The 16,400-nt window shown below is 69.7% G+C and carries 13 protein-coding genes; 6 read left to right on the top strand and 7 right to left on the bottom strand.

Annotated features, from left to right (window positions below; translation table 11 throughout):
* Positions 1-43: 43 nt before the first annotated feature.
* The 4 genes from ACFVJ5_RS14655 to ACFVJ5_RS14640 form a co-directional block, all read right to left on the bottom strand.
* A complete protein-coding gene (locus ACFVJ5_RS14655; protein ID WP_379220403.1) occupies positions 44-484 on the bottom strand; it encodes a GNAT family N-acetyltransferase in 441 nt (146 codons plus the stop codon).
* Between the two features lie 109 nt (positions 485-593).
* Positions 594-1,520, bottom strand: coding sequence for a sucrase ferredoxin (locus ACFVJ5_RS14650; protein ID WP_379220647.1), 927 nt, complete (start codon positions 1,518-1,520; stop codon positions 594-596).
* A 95-nt stretch (positions 1,521-1,615) separates the two neighbouring features.
* Positions 1,616-3,187, bottom strand: coding sequence for a DNA polymerase Y family protein (locus tag ACFVJ5_RS14645; protein WP_379220402.1), 1,572 nt, complete (start codon positions 3,185-3,187; stop codon positions 1,616-1,618).
* A 16-nt stretch (positions 3,188-3,203) separates the two neighbouring features.
* Positions 3,204-3,944 (bottom strand): hypothetical protein, encoded by a 741-nt coding sequence (locus ACFVJ5_RS14640; RefSeq protein WP_379220401.1) that lies wholly within the window; start codon positions 3,942-3,944, stop codon positions 3,204-3,206.
* A 199-nt stretch (positions 3,945-4,143) separates the two neighbouring features.
* On the opposite strand from ACFVJ5_RS14640, the gene ACFVJ5_RS14635 reads away from it, so the two are divergent.
* Positions 4,144-5,277: a serine/threonine-protein kinase gene (locus tag ACFVJ5_RS14635; protein WP_379220400.1), complete on the top strand. Its 1,134-nt coding sequence runs from the start codon at positions 4,144-4,146 to the stop codon at positions 5,275-5,277.
* 20 nt (positions 5,278-5,297) lie between these two features.
* On the opposite strand, the gene ACFVJ5_RS14630 is transcribed toward ACFVJ5_RS14635, so the two are convergent.
* Positions 5,298-5,954 (bottom strand): response regulator, encoded by a 657-nt coding sequence (locus tag ACFVJ5_RS14630; RefSeq protein ID WP_379220399.1) that lies wholly within the window; start codon positions 5,952-5,954, stop codon positions 5,298-5,300.
* Positions 5,955-6,039: 85 nt separating this feature from the next.
* Positions 6,040-7,377 (bottom strand): PspC domain-containing protein, encoded by a 1,338-nt coding sequence (locus tag ACFVJ5_RS14625; RefSeq protein WP_379220645.1) that lies wholly within the window; start codon positions 7,375-7,377, stop codon positions 6,040-6,042.
* 611 nt (positions 7,378-7,988) lie between these two features.
* On the opposite strand from ACFVJ5_RS14625, the gene ACFVJ5_RS14620 reads away from it, so the two are divergent.
* From ACFVJ5_RS14620 to ACFVJ5_RS14600, 5 genes are all read left to right on the top strand, one after another.
* Positions 7,989-8,618, top strand: coding sequence for an MspA family porin (locus tag ACFVJ5_RS14620; RefSeq protein WP_379220398.1), 630 nt, complete (start codon positions 7,989-7,991; stop codon positions 8,616-8,618).
* A gap of 85 nt (positions 8,619-8,703) precedes the next feature.
* Positions 8,704-12,522, top strand: a complete 3,819-nt coding sequence (locus ACFVJ5_RS14615; RefSeq protein WP_379220397.1) for a hypothetical protein — start codon at positions 8,704-8,706, stop codon at positions 12,520-12,522.
* Positions 12,523-12,587: 65 nt separating this feature from the next.
* Positions 12,588-14,312 (top strand): PspC domain-containing protein, encoded by a 1,725-nt coding sequence (locus ACFVJ5_RS14610; RefSeq protein WP_379220396.1) that lies wholly within the window; start codon positions 12,588-12,590, stop codon positions 14,310-14,312.
* On the top strand, positions 14,305-14,517 hold the full coding sequence (locus tag ACFVJ5_RS14605) for a hypothetical protein (RefSeq protein ID WP_101464339.1): 213 nt from the start codon (positions 14,305-14,307) through the stop codon (positions 14,515-14,517). Before ACFVJ5_RS14610 ends, ACFVJ5_RS14605 begins: the two co-directional genes overlap by 8 nt.
* A gap of 83 nt (positions 14,518-14,600) precedes the next feature.
* Entirely contained in the window at positions 14,601-14,735 is a 135-nt protein-coding gene (locus tag ACFVJ5_RS14600) for a hypothetical protein (RefSeq protein ID WP_378635347.1), read from the top strand.
* A 1-nt stretch (position 14,736) separates the two neighbouring features.
* On the opposite strand, the gene guaA is transcribed toward ACFVJ5_RS14600, so the two are convergent.
* Positions 14,737-16,311: a glutamine-hydrolyzing GMP synthase gene (gene guaA, locus ACFVJ5_RS14595; RefSeq protein ID WP_379220395.1), complete on the bottom strand. Its 1,575-nt coding sequence runs from the start codon at positions 16,309-16,311 to the stop codon at positions 14,737-14,739.
* Positions 16,312-16,400 lie beyond the last annotated feature (89 nt).

Raw genomic sequence — 16,400 nt, 5'->3', positions numbered from 1 at the left:
GCCCCCATGGATTCGGGGCACGGCTCCCGGGTCCGCCCGCGATTCACCGCAGGTCGAGGGTGAAGTGGTGGGCGGTGATGGCCAGATGACGGCGCATGTAGAGACGATGGGCGGCGGCTCGGGTAGGGCCGACGCCGGAGTCCAGGTGGATCCCCGTGCAGCGCAGACGCCGAGCCTCGGCGGTGAGCCGGTCGAGCAGACGATCGGCGTGGCCTCGACCGCGTGCCGCGGGAAGGGTGGAGACATCGTCGATGTAGAGGTGGTGGCCCCAGGCGGTGGAGTGGGATTCACGGAACCCTGCCACCGATAGCGCCGCGGGGGAACCCGTTTCGAAGACCCCGATGAGACGGTAGCCCGCGGGGCGGAGTTCGTTGTCGATGAACTCGGTCAGGCGCGATGACGTCTCCCACTGTGGGCGAAGCTCCAGTAGCGCCGGGCCTGCCAGCTCGGTTTCGTCCTTGCCGATTTCCCGGATGTCGATCATGGAGTCGACGTTAGGCCCGCCGGGTGACGTGTGGGAGGGCCACCGCGCCGTAGTTCCAGTAGTCCACCGTGGAGCTTGCCGGGAAGCCGAGTCGTCCGCAGTCGATGAGTCAGCGATCCGTGGGTTGTTCGGACTGAGCGAAGGACAGCGCGGGGAGTTGTTCTACCGCAGCGGGTTCCAAGTAGGTGGCCGGTTTGGGGGCAGCGCCGCAGCTGGCTTGGCGCGGGGCGGCGGGGACGGTGCGGGCGGTGACGCGCCAGCGGCGGCCGTCGCGGTGGGTGACGATGGCGGCGCCCGCCACGGTCGGGTCGTGGGTGGGGACCGGGTCGGGCTGGACGGTGAGGGCGGTGGCATCAGCCGGGACCTGCTCGCGCACAGCCACTTCGGCGAGCTGGGAGATCGGGGGGTAGCAGCTGCGGCCGCGGAGACCGGTCAGGGAGACCTCGTCGACGTCGGCCGCTTCGAGCATCGCCTTGGCGGCAGTGGCGTCGACACGGCCGTAGGTGAGGCCGGAGGGAAGCAGGACGACCGCGGGGGCGAAACGGTGACCACCGGTGTGCGAGGCCTCCCAGACCCGGCCCGGGTAGTCCGCGGCAAGGGCGGCGGCGATCGGGCGGCCCAACAGGGCACAGCACTGGTCGCGTTTGCCGTGGGCGCAGACCAGGACCACCGGATCATCCACCCGCGCACCGATTCCCGGCGCGGGTCCGTCGACGAGATGCAGGTCGATGTCGAAGAGCTGACGCAAGTCGGTGATCTCGAACCGCTCACACCAGGAGCCCTCCGGCCGCGAACTGACCAGCAGCACAGTGCGGGTACCGGTGAACTCGTTGCGGCCGGGGCGGCGGATCAGCGTCGGCCGGACCTGCGCCGCTGACGTACGCGCCGCCAGTTCGGCGGTGATCTCCGGACCGAGCACTTCATCACCGATCACATCACCGCCCCACGCACCGGGATGCTCGATACACAACCATCCGGTGAAGTGCCCCGCGGTACCGAGCAGCGGAAGGTCGGCCGCGGCCGCCGTACACAACATGCCCTCGAATGGGTTCACAGCGCTCCTCCCGCGACCGCGCCTTCCCGGGGCTGTCCCGGACAAGCGTCGTTTCACTCTAGAACCGGGGCGGCGGGCTACTCGTAGACACCCTCGGCATGCCATCGCGTCGCGTCGTAGACGAGGAGGACGGCGCGGATCTCGGTGGGGTCGGCATCGAGCTGGACCTGGACGCGCACGGCCAGGGAGGTGGGTTCGGCGGTGGACCACCAGCGTTCGGTGATCGGCCAAGGGCCCGCCCAGCCCAGCAGCGCCCACTGTTTGCTGCCCCAGCGCAGACGGGTGGGGACGGCGGTGAACAGGCCACGATCGGTGACCAGGACGGGGGCGCCGTCGGCGGCGGTCAGGTGCACGACCGGGCGGTGTAGCAGCAGCAGGGTGGGAGCGGGTTCGGGGAGGCGCCCCGGCCAGGGCTGGGTGGGGTCGGCGGCGGGGGTCAGCTCGTCACCGAGGGCGATCATGGTGATGCGTTCGGCGGGCCCGCGCCCGCCGCTGAGCACACCGATGCGGACCGCTTCGCCACCGAGCAGCCCCTGCACGCGCACCAGGGCGCGGCGGGCGCGCTCGGTTTCCTCGCCCTCACCACCCCACAGACCGAGTTGCAGCGCACCGGCGGCGACCACCTCGACCGGTTCCAGCGTGAGCGCGACGATCGGGCCGGTGGGGCGGGCGCGGTGGGTGAGCCAGCCGTCGAGTTGCCAGCGGACGCGGTCGGCGGTGTCGGCGGGGGTGAGCGGGCGGGCACAGCGCCAGATCCTGGTGAGCTCCTCGCCCGTCTCGGTGCGCGCGGTCACGGCGAGCCGGGTGCACGCCACACCCGCCGCCGACAGCACCGTGTGCAGCCGGGTGGACAGCTGCCTGCCCGCGAAGGCGGCCGCGTCGACCCGGTCGATGGGTGGGTCGCAGGCCAGCTCGACGGTCAGTTCCGGAGCGGGGCGGCGCGCCGACGGCGGCCGTTCCGGCAGGGCGCGGGCGGTGCGATGGGCGAGCACGGCGTCGGCGCCGAACCGGGAGGCCACTTCGGCGGGAGACAGACGCGCGAAGTCACCGATGCGGCGTAATCCCAAGCGGCGCAGCAGGTCGACCAGCTCCGCGCGCTGCGGTGCGGCCAGGCTCGGCTCCATCGCGAGCTCCGAGACCGGGAGCCCAGCGAGGTACTTCGCGCCCTCCCCCGGCGCCACGATCGCCCCGCGCTTTGCCGCGATCACCGCCGTCGACATGGCATCGGCGATCCCGATCTGCGCCTCGGCTCCCGCCACGGCGACCGCGTCGATCAACCGCACCACCGCGGCCTCCTCGGAGCCGAAATATCGTGCGGCACCGCGTGCCCCGAGCACGATGAGACCGGGCCGCAACACCTCGACGCCCGGCACCGTCTCGTCGACAGCGCCGACCACCGGCTCGAACAATCGCGCGTCCCGATCCGGATCATCCTGCACGACGACAAGCCCGGGACAACATCCCTGCGCATCCCGTCGCCGCATGCCCCGCCGCACACCCTCGGCCCGCGCGATCGCCGAACACGCCACCACCGAACTCCCCCGCAACACCGCGATCGGTCGCTCCGCCGACACCCCCTCCACCGCGGCCGCCGCCACCGCGGGCCAGTCCAGGCACCACACCGCCAGCACCCGATCAACACGCGTCACGACGACAGGTCGGCGGTCATGAGACGGCCTCGTGTAGCGCGGTGACTTCCGTTGCACCGCTGACGGTTTCGCGTGGCAGCCATTCGGTGCGGCCGACCTGGGCGCACAGGTCCATGCGGCCGTGGCGGGTCTGGCCCGCCTTGGCGCTGACGCGCACGTCGAGGCAGACCGAGCGCAGACGCCCGCGACCGGAGCCGAGGCCGCGGTAACCGGTGACGCGGGAGTCCAGGCGCAGAGTCGGGTTGGCCCATTCGCCCGCGACCACCAGGGTGGCGCCACGATTGCGGGCGCGGGCGGCGAGGACGCGGCAGCGCGACGGGGGAACAGCAAGGCCACCGAGTCCGAGGACTACCAGGTCGAGGCCGTCGAGCAGGACCGCAGCCACTTCGGCGGGGTCGGGGCCGGGGTCGGTGATCACCGCCAACCGGGACAGCTCGGCACCCATCTCGGCAGCGGCCAGCAAACCGAGCCGAGGCAGGCCGACCACTGCCGCGTGACCACCGTTTCCGGTGACCGCGGCGAGCAGTCCGGTCAGCAGGGAGTGCGCGCCGCTGTAGGCGACCACCGCGCCCTTGGGAAGTCCACCGTCGGGCAGCAGGTCGGCCAGCGGCGGCGGAACCGGCAACATATCGCGGCGTAATTGCTGCTCACGTGGTATGCGCCCGGTCGCGGACTCACCACGTCCCGGCACTGCGGCCATGCGCCTGCGCAGCTCGTCGAGCATGCCCCGATCGGGCGACAACGCTTCCGAACCCATCAACACCACCTACTTCCACGATGGACCCGCGAGCGGAAAACCGCCCCGCGCCGAAACGGCAGCACCGTTACAGCTATCGATCGTATTCGAATATACGTTCGATAGCGACCAGCGTGACACCCACCCCCACCCCGTGTCCACCGCGCAGCACCCCGGAGATCCCGGCCAGTCAGCGCCATATTCGGCTACCCTCGCACCCGTGACCGAACGTGCTCGCCCCCATATCGGCCCCGACTACCTGGTCGCGGGTCGCTACCGCCTGCAGTCCAAGCTGGGCGGGGGTGGCATGGGTGCGGTCTGGCTCGCGACCGATCGGTTGCTGAACCGGGAAGTCGCGATCAAGCAGGTGCTGTCCACCGCCGGACTGAGCGCGGCCGAGGCCGAGCGGATCCGCAGCGCCATCGTGCACGAGGGCCGGGTGGCCGCCAAGCTGTCGCACATCCACGCCGTCGCCGTGCACGACGTGGTGATCGAGGCGGGCGAGCCGTGGCTCGTCATGGAGTACTTACCCTCGCGCAGCGTGGCCAAGGCGCTCGCGCTGGTCGACACGCTGCCCGCGGTCGAGGTCGCCCAGATCGGCGCGCAGGTGGCCGACGCGCTCGCCGCCGCACATGCCGCGGGCATCGTGCACCGCGATATCAAGCCGGGCAACATCCTCGTCGCCGACCGCGGCAACAGTGTGGGCCTGGCCAAACTCAGCGACTTCGGCATCTCGCGCGGCGCAGGCGACACCCAGGGTGACGAACCCGACGGTGTGATCACCGGCACCCCCGCCTACCTCCCGCCCGAGGTCGCGCGCGGCGCCCGGCCCACCGAGGCCAGCGACGTGTTCTCCCTCGGCGCCACCCTCTACACCGCACTCGAAGGCCAGCCGCCGTTCGGTTTCGACTCCGACGAGCACGACGTCGTCGCCGCGGCCGCGATGGGCCGGATCATCCCGCCCACCCGCAGCGGCATCCTCACCCAGCCGCTGCTGCACATGCTCGAGCCCGCACCTCAGCGCCGTCCCACGATGGCCGAGGCCCGCGACGAAATCCTCACCGCCGCCTTCGGGCCCGGCACCGGCGCCTACATCCTCGGTGTGCCGCTGCGCACCGAAGACGGCACCATCCCGGCCTGGTCCACCCGTAACTCCGCCAGCGGCCTGCGTAGCCCCAATTCCTCCCCCCTCCCGCGCCCGCACCGCGCGCCGTCGGGCGCCACCGCCGCCGCACCCCAGCAGCGCACCGGCAGCTTCGTCGACAACCTCCCCAACGGCGCACCCCTCGCCATCGGCGCGGGCGTGCTGATCGGCCTGATCATCCTGATCGCGATCATCATCGCCGTGATGTAGAGCCGCGGCTCTACCGAGCCTCACTCGATGCGGCGCCGATGCGCCCATCGAGTCAGCGCGTTCCGGTTCGACTGTTGTGTCTTACGAAGCACATTCGACGCGTGCGTCTCCACGGTCTTCACCGAGATGAACAAGGATTCGGCGATCTCCCGATAGGTGTAACCACGCGCCAGCAAGCGCAGCACCTCCAGCTCGCGCGGGGTGAGTGAATCCAATTCGGGATCGAGCGGCGGCTCGGGGACCGGTGAGCGCCCGGTGAACGAGTCGAGCACGAACCCGGCCAACCGCGGACTGAACACCGCGTCGCCACCCGCGACCCGGCGGATACCGTCGGCCAGCTCGGCGCCGGAAATCGTCTTGGTGACGTACCCGCGCGCCCCCGCCCGGATCACCGCGATCACATCCTCGGCCGCGTCGGACACGCTCAACGCCAAACACACCGGCCCCGTGGCGATCCCGCTCAGCACCGCCACCCCACCGCCGTCGGGCATGTGCACGTCGAGCAGCACCACGTCCGGCTTCGCGGCATCGATCCCGGCGATCGCCTCGGCCACCGCCCCGGCCTCACCGACGACCTCCATATCGGTCTCCCGGCTCAGCTCGGCCCGCACCCCCGACCGGAAAACCGCGTGATCGTCGACCAGGAACACCCGCACACTCACTACAAGACTCCTCATTCGAACCGCTCGATCGACCTGCTGTCATCGGTACCACACCGCGGCGCCCGGCCATCGAGATCGGCCCGGGTCGGTGCGATCGCGCTCAGTGATCGGCCGGATGGTCCCGCGTCGACGCGTGATCATCCCGGCCGGCGGTGGACGGCGCGTCGTCGCTCTCGACCTCATCCGGCTCGGAGGTCCCGGAATCGGTGCGCGGCATGACAATCCGTACCTCGGTGCCACGCCCGAGGGTCGAGTCGATCACGGCGGTACCGCCGCGGCGCTCGATTCTGGCACAGATCGACTTGGCCACCCCGCGCCGATCGGCAGGCACCGCCGACACGTCGAAACCGGCGCCACGGTCGCGCACGAAGATGCTCACCTGGTGGGGTTCGGTTTCGGCGAACAGGTCGATCTCGGGGACCTCGGCGTGCTTGGCGGCGTTGACCAGCGCCTCACGGGTGGCGCCGAGCAGAGCGGTGAAATGTTCCTTGGGCAGGCCCGCGCCGGTGTCGCCGGGGTCCATCGCCACATCGCCGACGGTGACCGGGGTGACCTTCACACCGTGCTGGTCCTCCACCTCGCCCGCGATGGTGCGCAGCGCGGTGGCCAGGCTCGACTGGGCGGGCGCGGTGTCGTCGAAGAGCCACTTGCGCAGTTCGCGCTCCTGACTGCGGGCCAGGCGAAGCACCTCTTGCGGATCTTCGGCCTGGCGCTGGATCAGCGCGAGCGTCTGCAGTACCGAATCGTGCAGGTGCGAGGCGATCTCCTCGCGTTCCTCGTTGCGGATGCGGGCGCCGCGCTCGGCATTGAGCGCGCGAACCATGCGCAGCCACAGCGGCACCGTGAGCAGACCCGCGCCGACCAGGGTGACCGCCACCGCGATCAGCGCCGACCCGAGCGAACTGAGATCGATCCTGGCCAGCACCACCACACCGAGCCCGACCACGATCAGCGTCGCCCCGGCCACGATGCGCGACCAGGTGACCACCGAGGGTCGCGCGGGCAGCCCGAACAGGGCCCGTGGCCCCGGCGCGGCGACATCGTATTCGCGCCACACCAGCGCGGCGCCGACCGCGACCACCACGATCGGCGCGATCACCTTCGCCGCGGTCCCCTGGAACAGCCACCCCACCGTTACCGCGAGTCCGAGCCCGAGCAGGGCGAGCCCGATCGCCTGCCTGCGCTCGTCACCGGTCGGCTTCGCCGCGTCCGCACCACCGGGAGTGAAGATCCACAGCAGCCCGTACGCCACCAGTCCCGCACCGACCAGCGCGGACAGCAACACGAACGCCAGCCGCACCTTGATCACGTCGACACCGAGATGGTCGGCCAGACCACCCGCTACTCCACCCACCACCCGCCCACCGCTGCGGCGGACCAGGCGCGGGGTCTCGGGTAGCGGCGCACCCACCGGTTCGGGGCCGGGGACGGGCAGCATGGGCCGATAGCCGCGCGGCACGCCATAACCCTGCGGATACTGGGCGTAACCCGGCGCGGCCCGATACTGCGGCGGCGGCGCGTAGTGCTGCGGCGTCCCATAGACCACCGGCTCACCCCCGAACGCGCGCTCCACGAAACCACGCGGCCGTTGCCAACCGAACCGCGGATTCGCCGCGGCCCCCGGCCCGTCGGATCGCCCTGGGTGGGTGGCGTTGTTCCCGGCGGCGGCGCCGGGCCCGGACGGGGTCGCAGACCCCTGGGCGGCAGTGCGGGCGGGAACAGACGGATCCATGCTCTCGATACTGGCACGCGCGACGCGGTGCCGACATCAGGAAAGTCCCTGATCTCGTCCCCGATGTCGCAGATCCGACGCCGACCTGCGCGGCGAGCTGTCCGGTCCGGACAGAAATCACGTTCTACCTGGGTGTATGTCCGATCCGGTGACGGACCGCGACGACCGCGCCGGACCGCCGGACCGGAAACCCCGCCCCAGGGTCTTCAGCAGGCCTTTCAAGCCGATCCGCGGTCACTCCGAACGCCCGACCACAAAGGCTCTTCCTACGTTGATGGCAGGCCGGAACTGCGGCCGCCGCTTCAGGGGAGGAACAAGTGAACATCATCACCACCGTGCTGGGCGCCGCCACGATCGGACTGAGCACCCTCGGGATGACGCCGATCGCGTCGGCGACGCCGATGGCACCGCACGAAACGACCTATCACGGACCCGCCGGCTTCGAACTCACCCTCGGCCATGCCGAGGAGTCCTACCGGCTGGTGCCCCCGCTCAACGCGATGCCGACCAATCGCGAGGTGTTCCTCGACAACACCGCCTACGTCACCGCACCGCTCGACGCGACCGGCAAGATCACCTCCGGCTATCTCGTCGCCTGCGCGGTGGACCTGACCCTGTCGGTCGGGCTCGACGGCGGCATCTCGGTCGGTGCGGGGGCCACTATCGGGTTCGGCTCGTCCGGTCCGGATGTGTCCGCCGATCTCGGCCCGTCGATCTCGGCCGGTCTCGATCTGAGCCTGTCGCTGGCGCCGGGCGAGATCAAGAAGATCGAGGTGGGATCCATGTCGCTCGGTTCGGGCACCACCTATCTGGTGAACCGTGACTTCCATCTGATGGTGGGCAACTGCGGTGGACCGCTCAACATCTACTCGTGGGCGACGGTCACCGCGAGCACCGGACAGGTGAGCGCGACGAACTCGATCTTCGGCGACACCATGTTCCTGTGATCCGAACCGGGGCCCGGCGAGTCGCCGGGCCCCGGCCTATCCGAATACCATGACCCTCGGTCGTTTTCATCGAACGGGGGGTTCATTGACCAACAGTGATGCGCAGAGTTCTTCGCCGCGTGCGCTTTTCGCCCAGCGATTCGCCGAACTCTATGCCGCGGCCGGCAATCCGACCTTGCGCCGGGTCGCCGCGGCCACCGAGCGTCGCATGCGCGGCACCCAGGCGGGCACGCCGTCGGCGCAGCGGATCAGCGACTGGAAGGCCGGGCGCAATGTGCCCGCTCGCTTCGAATCGCTGCTGCCGGTGGTCCTCACGCTCGTCGAGCTGACCGAGAAGGCTCAACGCGACCTGCCGCGCACACTGGCCGATCCGCACGAATGGCGACGGCTGTGGCAGGAGTCGGTCACCTGGACGGCAGCCGCGGGCGACGGCGAAACCTGCCCCTACCCCGGCCTGCGCGCCTATCTACCCGAGGAGCACAGCTTGTTCTTCGGACGTGAGCAGGCCACCACCGAATTCGTCGATCTGGTGCGCGCCACCACCGGCATCGTCGTCCTGATCGGCGCGTCGGGGGCGGGCAAATCCTCGCTGCTCGCGGCAGGTCTGCGTCCCACGATCGACCTACCCGCCGCGACCATGACACCGGGAACGACGCCGACCGCCGGACTCGCGGCGACGCTGACCGACGACCTACGGGTCCTGATCGTCGACCAGTTCGAGGAACTGTTCACCCTGTGCCAGGACGAAGCCGAACGCACGGCCTTCCTGTCCGCGCTCGCCGACCTACCCGATTCCGTGACGGTCGTCCTGGCGCTGCGTGCCGACTTCTACGAACAATGCCTGCACCATCCGATATTGCGGAACAGCTTGCAGCGCAACAACTACCTCCTCGGCGCGATGTCCATGGACGAGGTCTCGCACGCGATCACCGGACCAGCGGCCGCCGCCGGACTCACCCTCGAACCAGGCCTGGAAGAGCTGGTACTCACCGAACTGCGCGGGCTCGGCGGACACCTCAGCGCCGACGGCTACGATCCCGGCGCGCTGCCACTGCTGTCCCACGTGATGGCCGCGACCTGGCAGCAGCGCGACGGTCGCAAACTCACCGTCGCCGGCTACCGCAAGGCGGGCGGTGTCGCGGGCTCGGTCGCCGAGACCGCCGAACTCGCCTGGAGCGAACTGACGCCGGGGCAGCGGACTGCCGCTCAGGAGTTGCTCGGCTCGCTCGTCACCGTCGGACAGGACGGGCGTGACACCAGGCGCACGGTCGACCGTGCCGAATTGCTCGGCCGCAGCGATGATCCCGACGCCTCAGCGGAAGCGCTCGAAGTCCTCGCGGCCAGCAGGCTGATCGCCCTCGACGCGGACTCGGTGCAGTTCTCCCACGAGATCGTGCTGACCGCGTGGCCTCGGCTGCGCGGCTGGATCGACACCGACCGGGTCGGGCACCTCGTTCGCCAACGGCTCGAGCACGATGCTTCCGAATGGGCGGCGGCGGGCCATGATTCAGCGCTGCTGTATCGAGGCACCCGGCTCGACAATGCGAGCGAGCACACCGGCCGGGCACCGATAAGTCCGCGCGTGCGGACCTTCCTCCAAGCCTCTCGGCGGTCGGCACGCAACAGTGGGCGCCGGCGGATCGTAGCGGTCATGGTTGTGTTCGCACTGCTCGCCACCGGGGTCATCGCCGTCGACCGCAGCAGGCTCGCCGATCAGCGCGCGCTGGATCGCGACTACGCCGAATTGGTGGCCGCTGCCCACCGGACCAGAAGCAGCGACCCGTCGATATCAGCGCAATTCCTGTTGGCCGCGTATCGAATCCGGCCCGATGATGCGACGCGCACCCAGCTGTTGAACAGCCAGGACTCACCGCTGGCCGTCACCGTGGCCGCCCACGAGCACGGTGTCTCCACGCTGGCTTATCGCGCGGCCGACGCACTACTGGTTTCGATCGACTACGCGGGCGATACCGCCTTCTGGGATCTGCGCGATCCCGCGCGACCACGCCGACTCACCACCTCGCTCGGCACGAGGACCGACCATCTCGAATTCATCCCCGGGAGCACCGACGCGGTCACCCTCGGCAATTCCGGTACCCAGCTGTGGGATCTCGCTCGCCCCGAGGCTCCCCGCCTGATCCACACCTTCGACACCCTTCGAAGCGACACGCTCGCCGTCGATCCGAGCGGAACGCGACTCGCCGAAATCGACGCCTCGACGCTCACCCTCTGGGACATCCGCGATCGGTCACGACCCATGCGCACCTTCACCCGTCAACTCTCCGGTGACAACCATTCCGTCGAATTCGGCCCCGGCGGCACGCTACTCGCCGTCGGGTCCGCCACCTTCGACGCCGGCGTCCCCGATACCGTGCAGTTGTGGGACACCGCCGCCGCGCGTCCCTTCGGGCCACCGATCGCCACGACCGGCAACGACCTCCTCCGAGAAGTCGCCCTCAGCCCGGACGGCACCCGCCTGGCCATCGGCACGCACGGCGTGAAGGACACCAGCAGCGCACCGTCGAGTCAGTTCGAACTCTGGGACATCGCCGATCCGCGCCACCCCCGTACCTTCGGTGCTTCGACTCGCGTCGACAACGACGTGCTGGCCTCGATCACTTTCCACCAGGACGGAAACCTCCTCGCCACGGGCTCCGACGAGGCCGCGCGGCTGTGGAACATCACCGACCCGGCCCAACCCGTGCAAGCGGGCCCCGCCCTGTCGGTGACCCCGGCCGCCTGCCCACAGGCCCGGGTCTCCCTGTGCAGCGGCGGACCGACGTCGATGTTCTTCCTCCCCGGCGAACCGGTACTCATCAGTGCGGGGCACGACGGCCTGCTGCGTACCTGGATACTGCCTCGATCGACGATCGACGTGATTCCCAGGATGCCGTCGGGTCCGGTGTTCGATCGAACCGGAGATCGGATGGCCATGGTGACCCGGACCGGCGACGTGGCGGTCTGGGACACCACCGATCCGCGTCGTCCGACCCGGCTGACCACGATCCCGAACGCACTGGCGCTGTCGAACCCCGTCCTGAGCCCGGACGGACGCACGCTGAGCCTGCACGAATCGGGCGGCAAGCGGCGGATCGTCTTCGACCTCGACGATCCACGTCATCCACAACCACTGCCCAGCTGGCCGATCGGCGAGGCCGAGAGCTCGACTGTCAACGGCAACCGGATGCTGCTGACCTTCACCGACTCGGTCCAGATGTGGGACGTCACCGACCGCATCACGCCGAAGCCCCTCGGGTCGCCGATCACCGCGAGTTTCGGAAAGCTCGTCGGTGACGCCTTCAGCCTCGACGGCAGCCTGGTCGAAGTGATGCTCGTCGACCACCGCAGCGACTGGCAGCATTACACCCGCCAGATCTGGAATCTGGACGACCCGGCGCACCCACATCTGATCGCCGAAACCGACGTGGAACTCAACACCGTCCTCCAGACATCCCAATTCCTGCCCGACAACCGAACCCTCGCCGTCACCAAAGACGGTCGCTTCGGTCTGTGGGACACCGACGCACCCGAGACCTTCACCCCGCTCGTCGACGCGGTCCACACAGAAATCGGGCCGATCAGCTGGATATCCACGTCGGCGGATGGCGCCGAGCTCGCCGTATCGAGCGACGACGGCACGACCGGCCTGTGGAATCTCGACGACCCCCACGCACCGCGCAAGTACCTCGGCCCGCTCGGTCCCGCCGACGGTCGTGACCGACAGGTGGCCATGCACCCACGTGGCGAACAGCTCATGATCGTCACCGACAACGGCCAGCTCGGCGTCTGGGACCTCGACGCCGAGAGCGTCGCCGCCCGGATCTGCGCGTCGACCGGCCGACTCACCCAAGCCGTCTGGCGCGGGCAGGTCGCGAATGTCGCCTACCGCTCCCCCTGCCCCTGAACCCGGGAAATTATCAGGGTTACCCCCGATGTGCGGAAGGGGTGGCTCGGCACACCATGGATGGCATGAGCAGAACGAGCTTCGCCGACCAGGTTCACCAGATGTGGCAGACGCGGCCCGTCCGGCTGCCTCGGCAGGGGCCGATCGCCGGCGTGGCGGCGGGGTTCGGGTTGCGGTACGGGGTGGATCCGGTGCTCGTGCGGGTGGCCTTCGTGGTGTCGACGATCTTCGGTGGCGCCGGGATCGTGCTGTACCTGCTGGCCTGGCTGGTGCTGGGGTCGGCGGGCAACGAGGTGTCGGCGGCGCAGGCCTTGTCGGCCCACGATCGGGGGTCGCATTCGCAGACCAAGACGATCGTGTTGATCGTCGCGCTGGCTATCGCCGTGTCGACCATGGGGCCGATCGGGCTGGGAATGGGCGGGTCCGGGGTGGTCAGCATGGGGCTGATGCTCGCGGGCTGGTGGATGCTGTATCTGCGTCATCCCGAGCTGCCCGCGGGGTTCGACGCCTACCGCGCTCCGCTCGGCACGACGGGCTACCCGGGTGCGGGCTATCCGACCGGGGTCCCGGTGCGCGGCTACCCGTACAACCCGGAGGTACCGCCGACGGGGATGTACACGCCCTACACCAAACTCCCCGACGCCTACGTTCCCGATCCGGCACTCGCCCGCGAGGAAACCCGCATGGCCACAGCCGAATCCACGCCGCTTCTGCGGGTCGACGCGACCGATACGGTCGTTCTGCGCAAGGACATCGACGAAACGGGCGGCGCCGCTGTGGATGCCGTCGAAACCACTCGGATCGCGGTCACACCGGTGGCCCCCGTCGAACCCGGACACGAAGATCCGGACAACCGCGAAGTCGCCTCGGACGCATCCGCTCCGGACGCCGTTTCGGATACGAGCGAGCAAGCGGCGGATACGGCTCCCGTCGATCTCGACAAGCGGGCGGACAGCTCGAAAACCGAGGTCACCGAGTCGGCCGAGGACGACAAGAGCACGCAGCCCGCCGCGGAACCGCAGGCTGACGAAGTCGGCGCCACTGCGGTTCTGCGCAAAGACGTCCCCGGAACCATCTCTCCCGCACCGGAACCCCCGCGGATCAACGCGCAGGTGCCCAACGGCTGGGACCCGCTCGCCGTCGCCCCACTCGCCTGGGAACTTCCGGAAGCGGCACCCCGCTACGCACCTGTCGCGCCACCGGCACCGAAACGTCCACGCTCCCGGCTGACCCCGGTCACCATCGGCCTGGCGATCCTGGCCGCGGCGCTGGCAGGCGCCGCAGCGGCATCGGGCGTCGAATGGATGACCCCCGCGCGCATCGCGGCCTTCGCCTTGGCCGTGGTCGGACTCGGCCTCGTCGTCGGCGCGTTCCTGCGGCGCGGGTACGGGCTGCTGATACTCACCGCCCCGCTGGCCGGGTTCGTGGTGCTGGCCTCCCTGATCGGACCGATCGACTTCAACGAAACCGCCGTCGGCGAACGCGTCTGGGCGCCGACCTCGGTGACCGAGTTGCAGCCCCGCTACGCCCTCGACATCGGTTCGGGCACGCTGGATCTGCGCGGTCTCAACCTCACCGAGTCACGCAGCGTCGAAGTCGCGGTGAACATCGGTGACGCGAAAGTACAACTGCCCGAAGGGATGACGGTGAACATGACGTGTGACATCCGAGTGACCGACTCCAACTCGACCTGCAAGGACGGACTGAGCGGACCGAACACTCCCGGCGCACCGGTCCTCGACCTGCACGTCAAGATGCACCTGGGTGACGCGGTGGTGACCCGTGGCTGATCCGACCGGCACCGAGCCCGCCCGCCGACCCGCGTTCACCCTGCTGACCACCGGCCTGATCGCACTGGCCGTGAGCGTCTGGGCACTGCTGGGCGCACCCACCCCCGACGACGGCGGGATCCTGCCCATCGGCTGGGGCGTGGTGATCGCGGCCATCGTCATCGGCCTGCTGCTCACGCTGGCCCCCAGCCGTAAACACCACTGACCGAGGACAACCCAGGAAACAGCAATGGCCCGTCATCACGACGGGCCATTGCTGTTGACGGGACCAGGTGAAAGACAAGGGCAATGGACGAATCCGAGAAGAGACCGGAAACCCCACTGGCGAAGGTCCTGCCACCGGTCACCCACCGACCGCACACCGGCGGCTTCCTCCTGGGCAGGCTCCTGCTCACCCAGGCGGCACCGCCGCGGCCCGCTTAGGTCACTCCCACTCGATGGTGCCCGGCGGCTTGCTCGTCACATCGAGGACCACGCGGTTCACCTCGGCCACCTCGTTGGTGATGCGCGTCGAGATCCGTTCCAGCACCTCGTAGGGCAGCCGGGTCCAGTCCGCGGTCATCGCGTCCTCGCTCGACACCGGACGCAGCACGATCGGGTGACCGTAGGTGCGGCCGTCACCCTGCACACCGACCGAACGCACGTCGGCCAGCAGCACGACCGGGCACTGCCAGATCTGCTTGTCGAGGTCGGCCGCGGTGAGCTCCTCGCGGGCGATGGCGTCGGCCTGGCGGAGCAGGTCGAGCCGGTCGGCGGTCACCTCGCCGACGATGCGAATCGCGAGGCCGGGGCCGGGGAACGGCTGGCGCGCAACGATTTCCTCGGGCAGCCCGAGTTCGCGGCCGACCGCGCGGACCTCGTCCTTGAACAGCAGGCGCAGCGGCTCGACCAGATCGAACTCGAGGTCGTCGGGCAGGCCACCGACATTGTGGTGGCTCTTGATGTTCGCGGTGCCGGTGCCGCCGCCGGATTCGACGACGTCCGGGTACAGGGTGCCCTGGACCAGGAACTCGACCTTCGGTGCGGCGCCCGCGGCAGCGCCCTCCTCGAGCACGATGCCCGCGACCGCGTCCTCGAAGGAGCGGATGAACTCGCGGCCGATGATCTTGCGCTTCTCCTCGGGATCGGAGACGCCCTTCAGTTCGCCGAGGAACTTGTCCACCGCGTCGACGGTCACCAGCTTGGCGCCGGTCGCGGCGACGAAATCCTGCTGGACCTGCTCGCGTTCACCGGCTCGCAGCAGACCGTGGTCGACGAACACACAGGTGAGCCGGTCGCCGATCGCGCGCTGCACCAGCGCGGCCGCCACGGCGGAGTCGACACCACCGGACAGACCGCAGATGGCGTGCCCGTCACCGATCTGCTCGCGCACGCTCTCGATCAGAGACTCGGCGATATTGGCCGGGGTCCACTGCGCGGGGATGCCCGCGAGCTCGTGCAGGAAGCGGCTGAGCACCTGCTGGCCGTGCGGGGAGTGCAGCACCTCGGGGTGGTACTGCACGCCGGCCAGACGCCGCGCACGGTCCTCGAACGCGGCCACGGGGGCGCCCGCGGTGGTACCGGTGACCTCGAAGCCCTCGGGGGCGTCGGTCACCGCGTCACCGTGCGACATCCACACCGGCTGGATGGTCGGCAGGCCGCCGTGCAGCACACCGCCGTCGATGTTCAGCTCGGTGCGGCCGTATTCGCGGGTGCCGGTTTCCGACACGGTGCCGCCGAGCGCCTGAGCCATGGCCTGGAAGCCGTAGCAGATGCCGAACACGGGCACGCCGAGATCGAACAGCCGCGCGTCGAGTTGCGGTGCGCCCTCGGCATACACGCTCGACGGACCACCGGACAGGATCACGGCCAACGGCTGCTTGTCGGCGATCTCTTCCACGGTCATCGTGTGGGGAATCACCTCGGAGAACACCCGTGACTCACGCACCCGTCGGGCGATCAGCTGGGCGTACTGCGCGCCGAAGTCGACGACGAGGACCGGTCTCTGAGTATCTGCCACCGCCACAGTTTAGTGACGGGGTGCGACGAGCAAGCAGCGGGCATCGCCGGAGGCCGGACTCGCCGTAGTGACTGTGCACGACGCGCCCC

The sequence above is a fragment of the Nocardia sp. NPDC127606 genome (genome assembly GCF_042671725.1).
Lineage (GTDB): Bacteria > Actinomycetota > Actinomycetes > Mycobacteriales > Mycobacteriaceae > Nocardia.
Note: the sequence above shows the minus strand (reverse complement) of the source record. Positions and strands in the feature narration are given on the sequence as shown.

Excerpts from the sequence above, each read along its gene's own strand:
- ACFVJ5_RS14630 (WP_379220399.1), bottom strand. The coding sequence starts at position 5,954 with ATGAGGAGTCTTGTAGTGAGTGTGCGGGTGTTCCTGGTCGACGATCAC.
- ACFVJ5_RS14650 (WP_379220647.1), bottom strand. The coding sequence starts at position 1,520 with ATGTTGTGTACGGCGGCCGCGGCCGACCTTCCGCTGCTCGGTACCGCG.
- ACFVJ5_RS14655 (WP_379220403.1), bottom strand. The coding sequence starts at position 484 with ATGATCGACATCCGGGAAATCGGCAAGGACGAAACCGAGCTGGCAGGC.
- ACFVJ5_RS14600 (WP_378635347.1), top strand. The coding sequence starts at position 14,601 with ATGGACGAATCCGAGAAGAGACCGGAAACCCCACTGGCGAAGGTCCTG.
- ACFVJ5_RS14625 (WP_379220645.1), bottom strand. The coding sequence starts at position 7,377 with ATGCTGCCCGTCCCCGGCCCCGAACCGGTGGGTGCGCCGCTACCCGAG.
- ACFVJ5_RS14610 (WP_379220396.1), top strand. The coding sequence starts at position 12,588 with ATGAGCAGAACGAGCTTCGCCGACCAGGTTCACCAGATGTGGCAGACG.
- ACFVJ5_RS14640 (WP_379220401.1), bottom strand. The coding sequence starts at position 3,944 with ATGGGTTCGGAAGCGTTGTCGCCCGATCGGGGCATGCTCGACGAGCTG.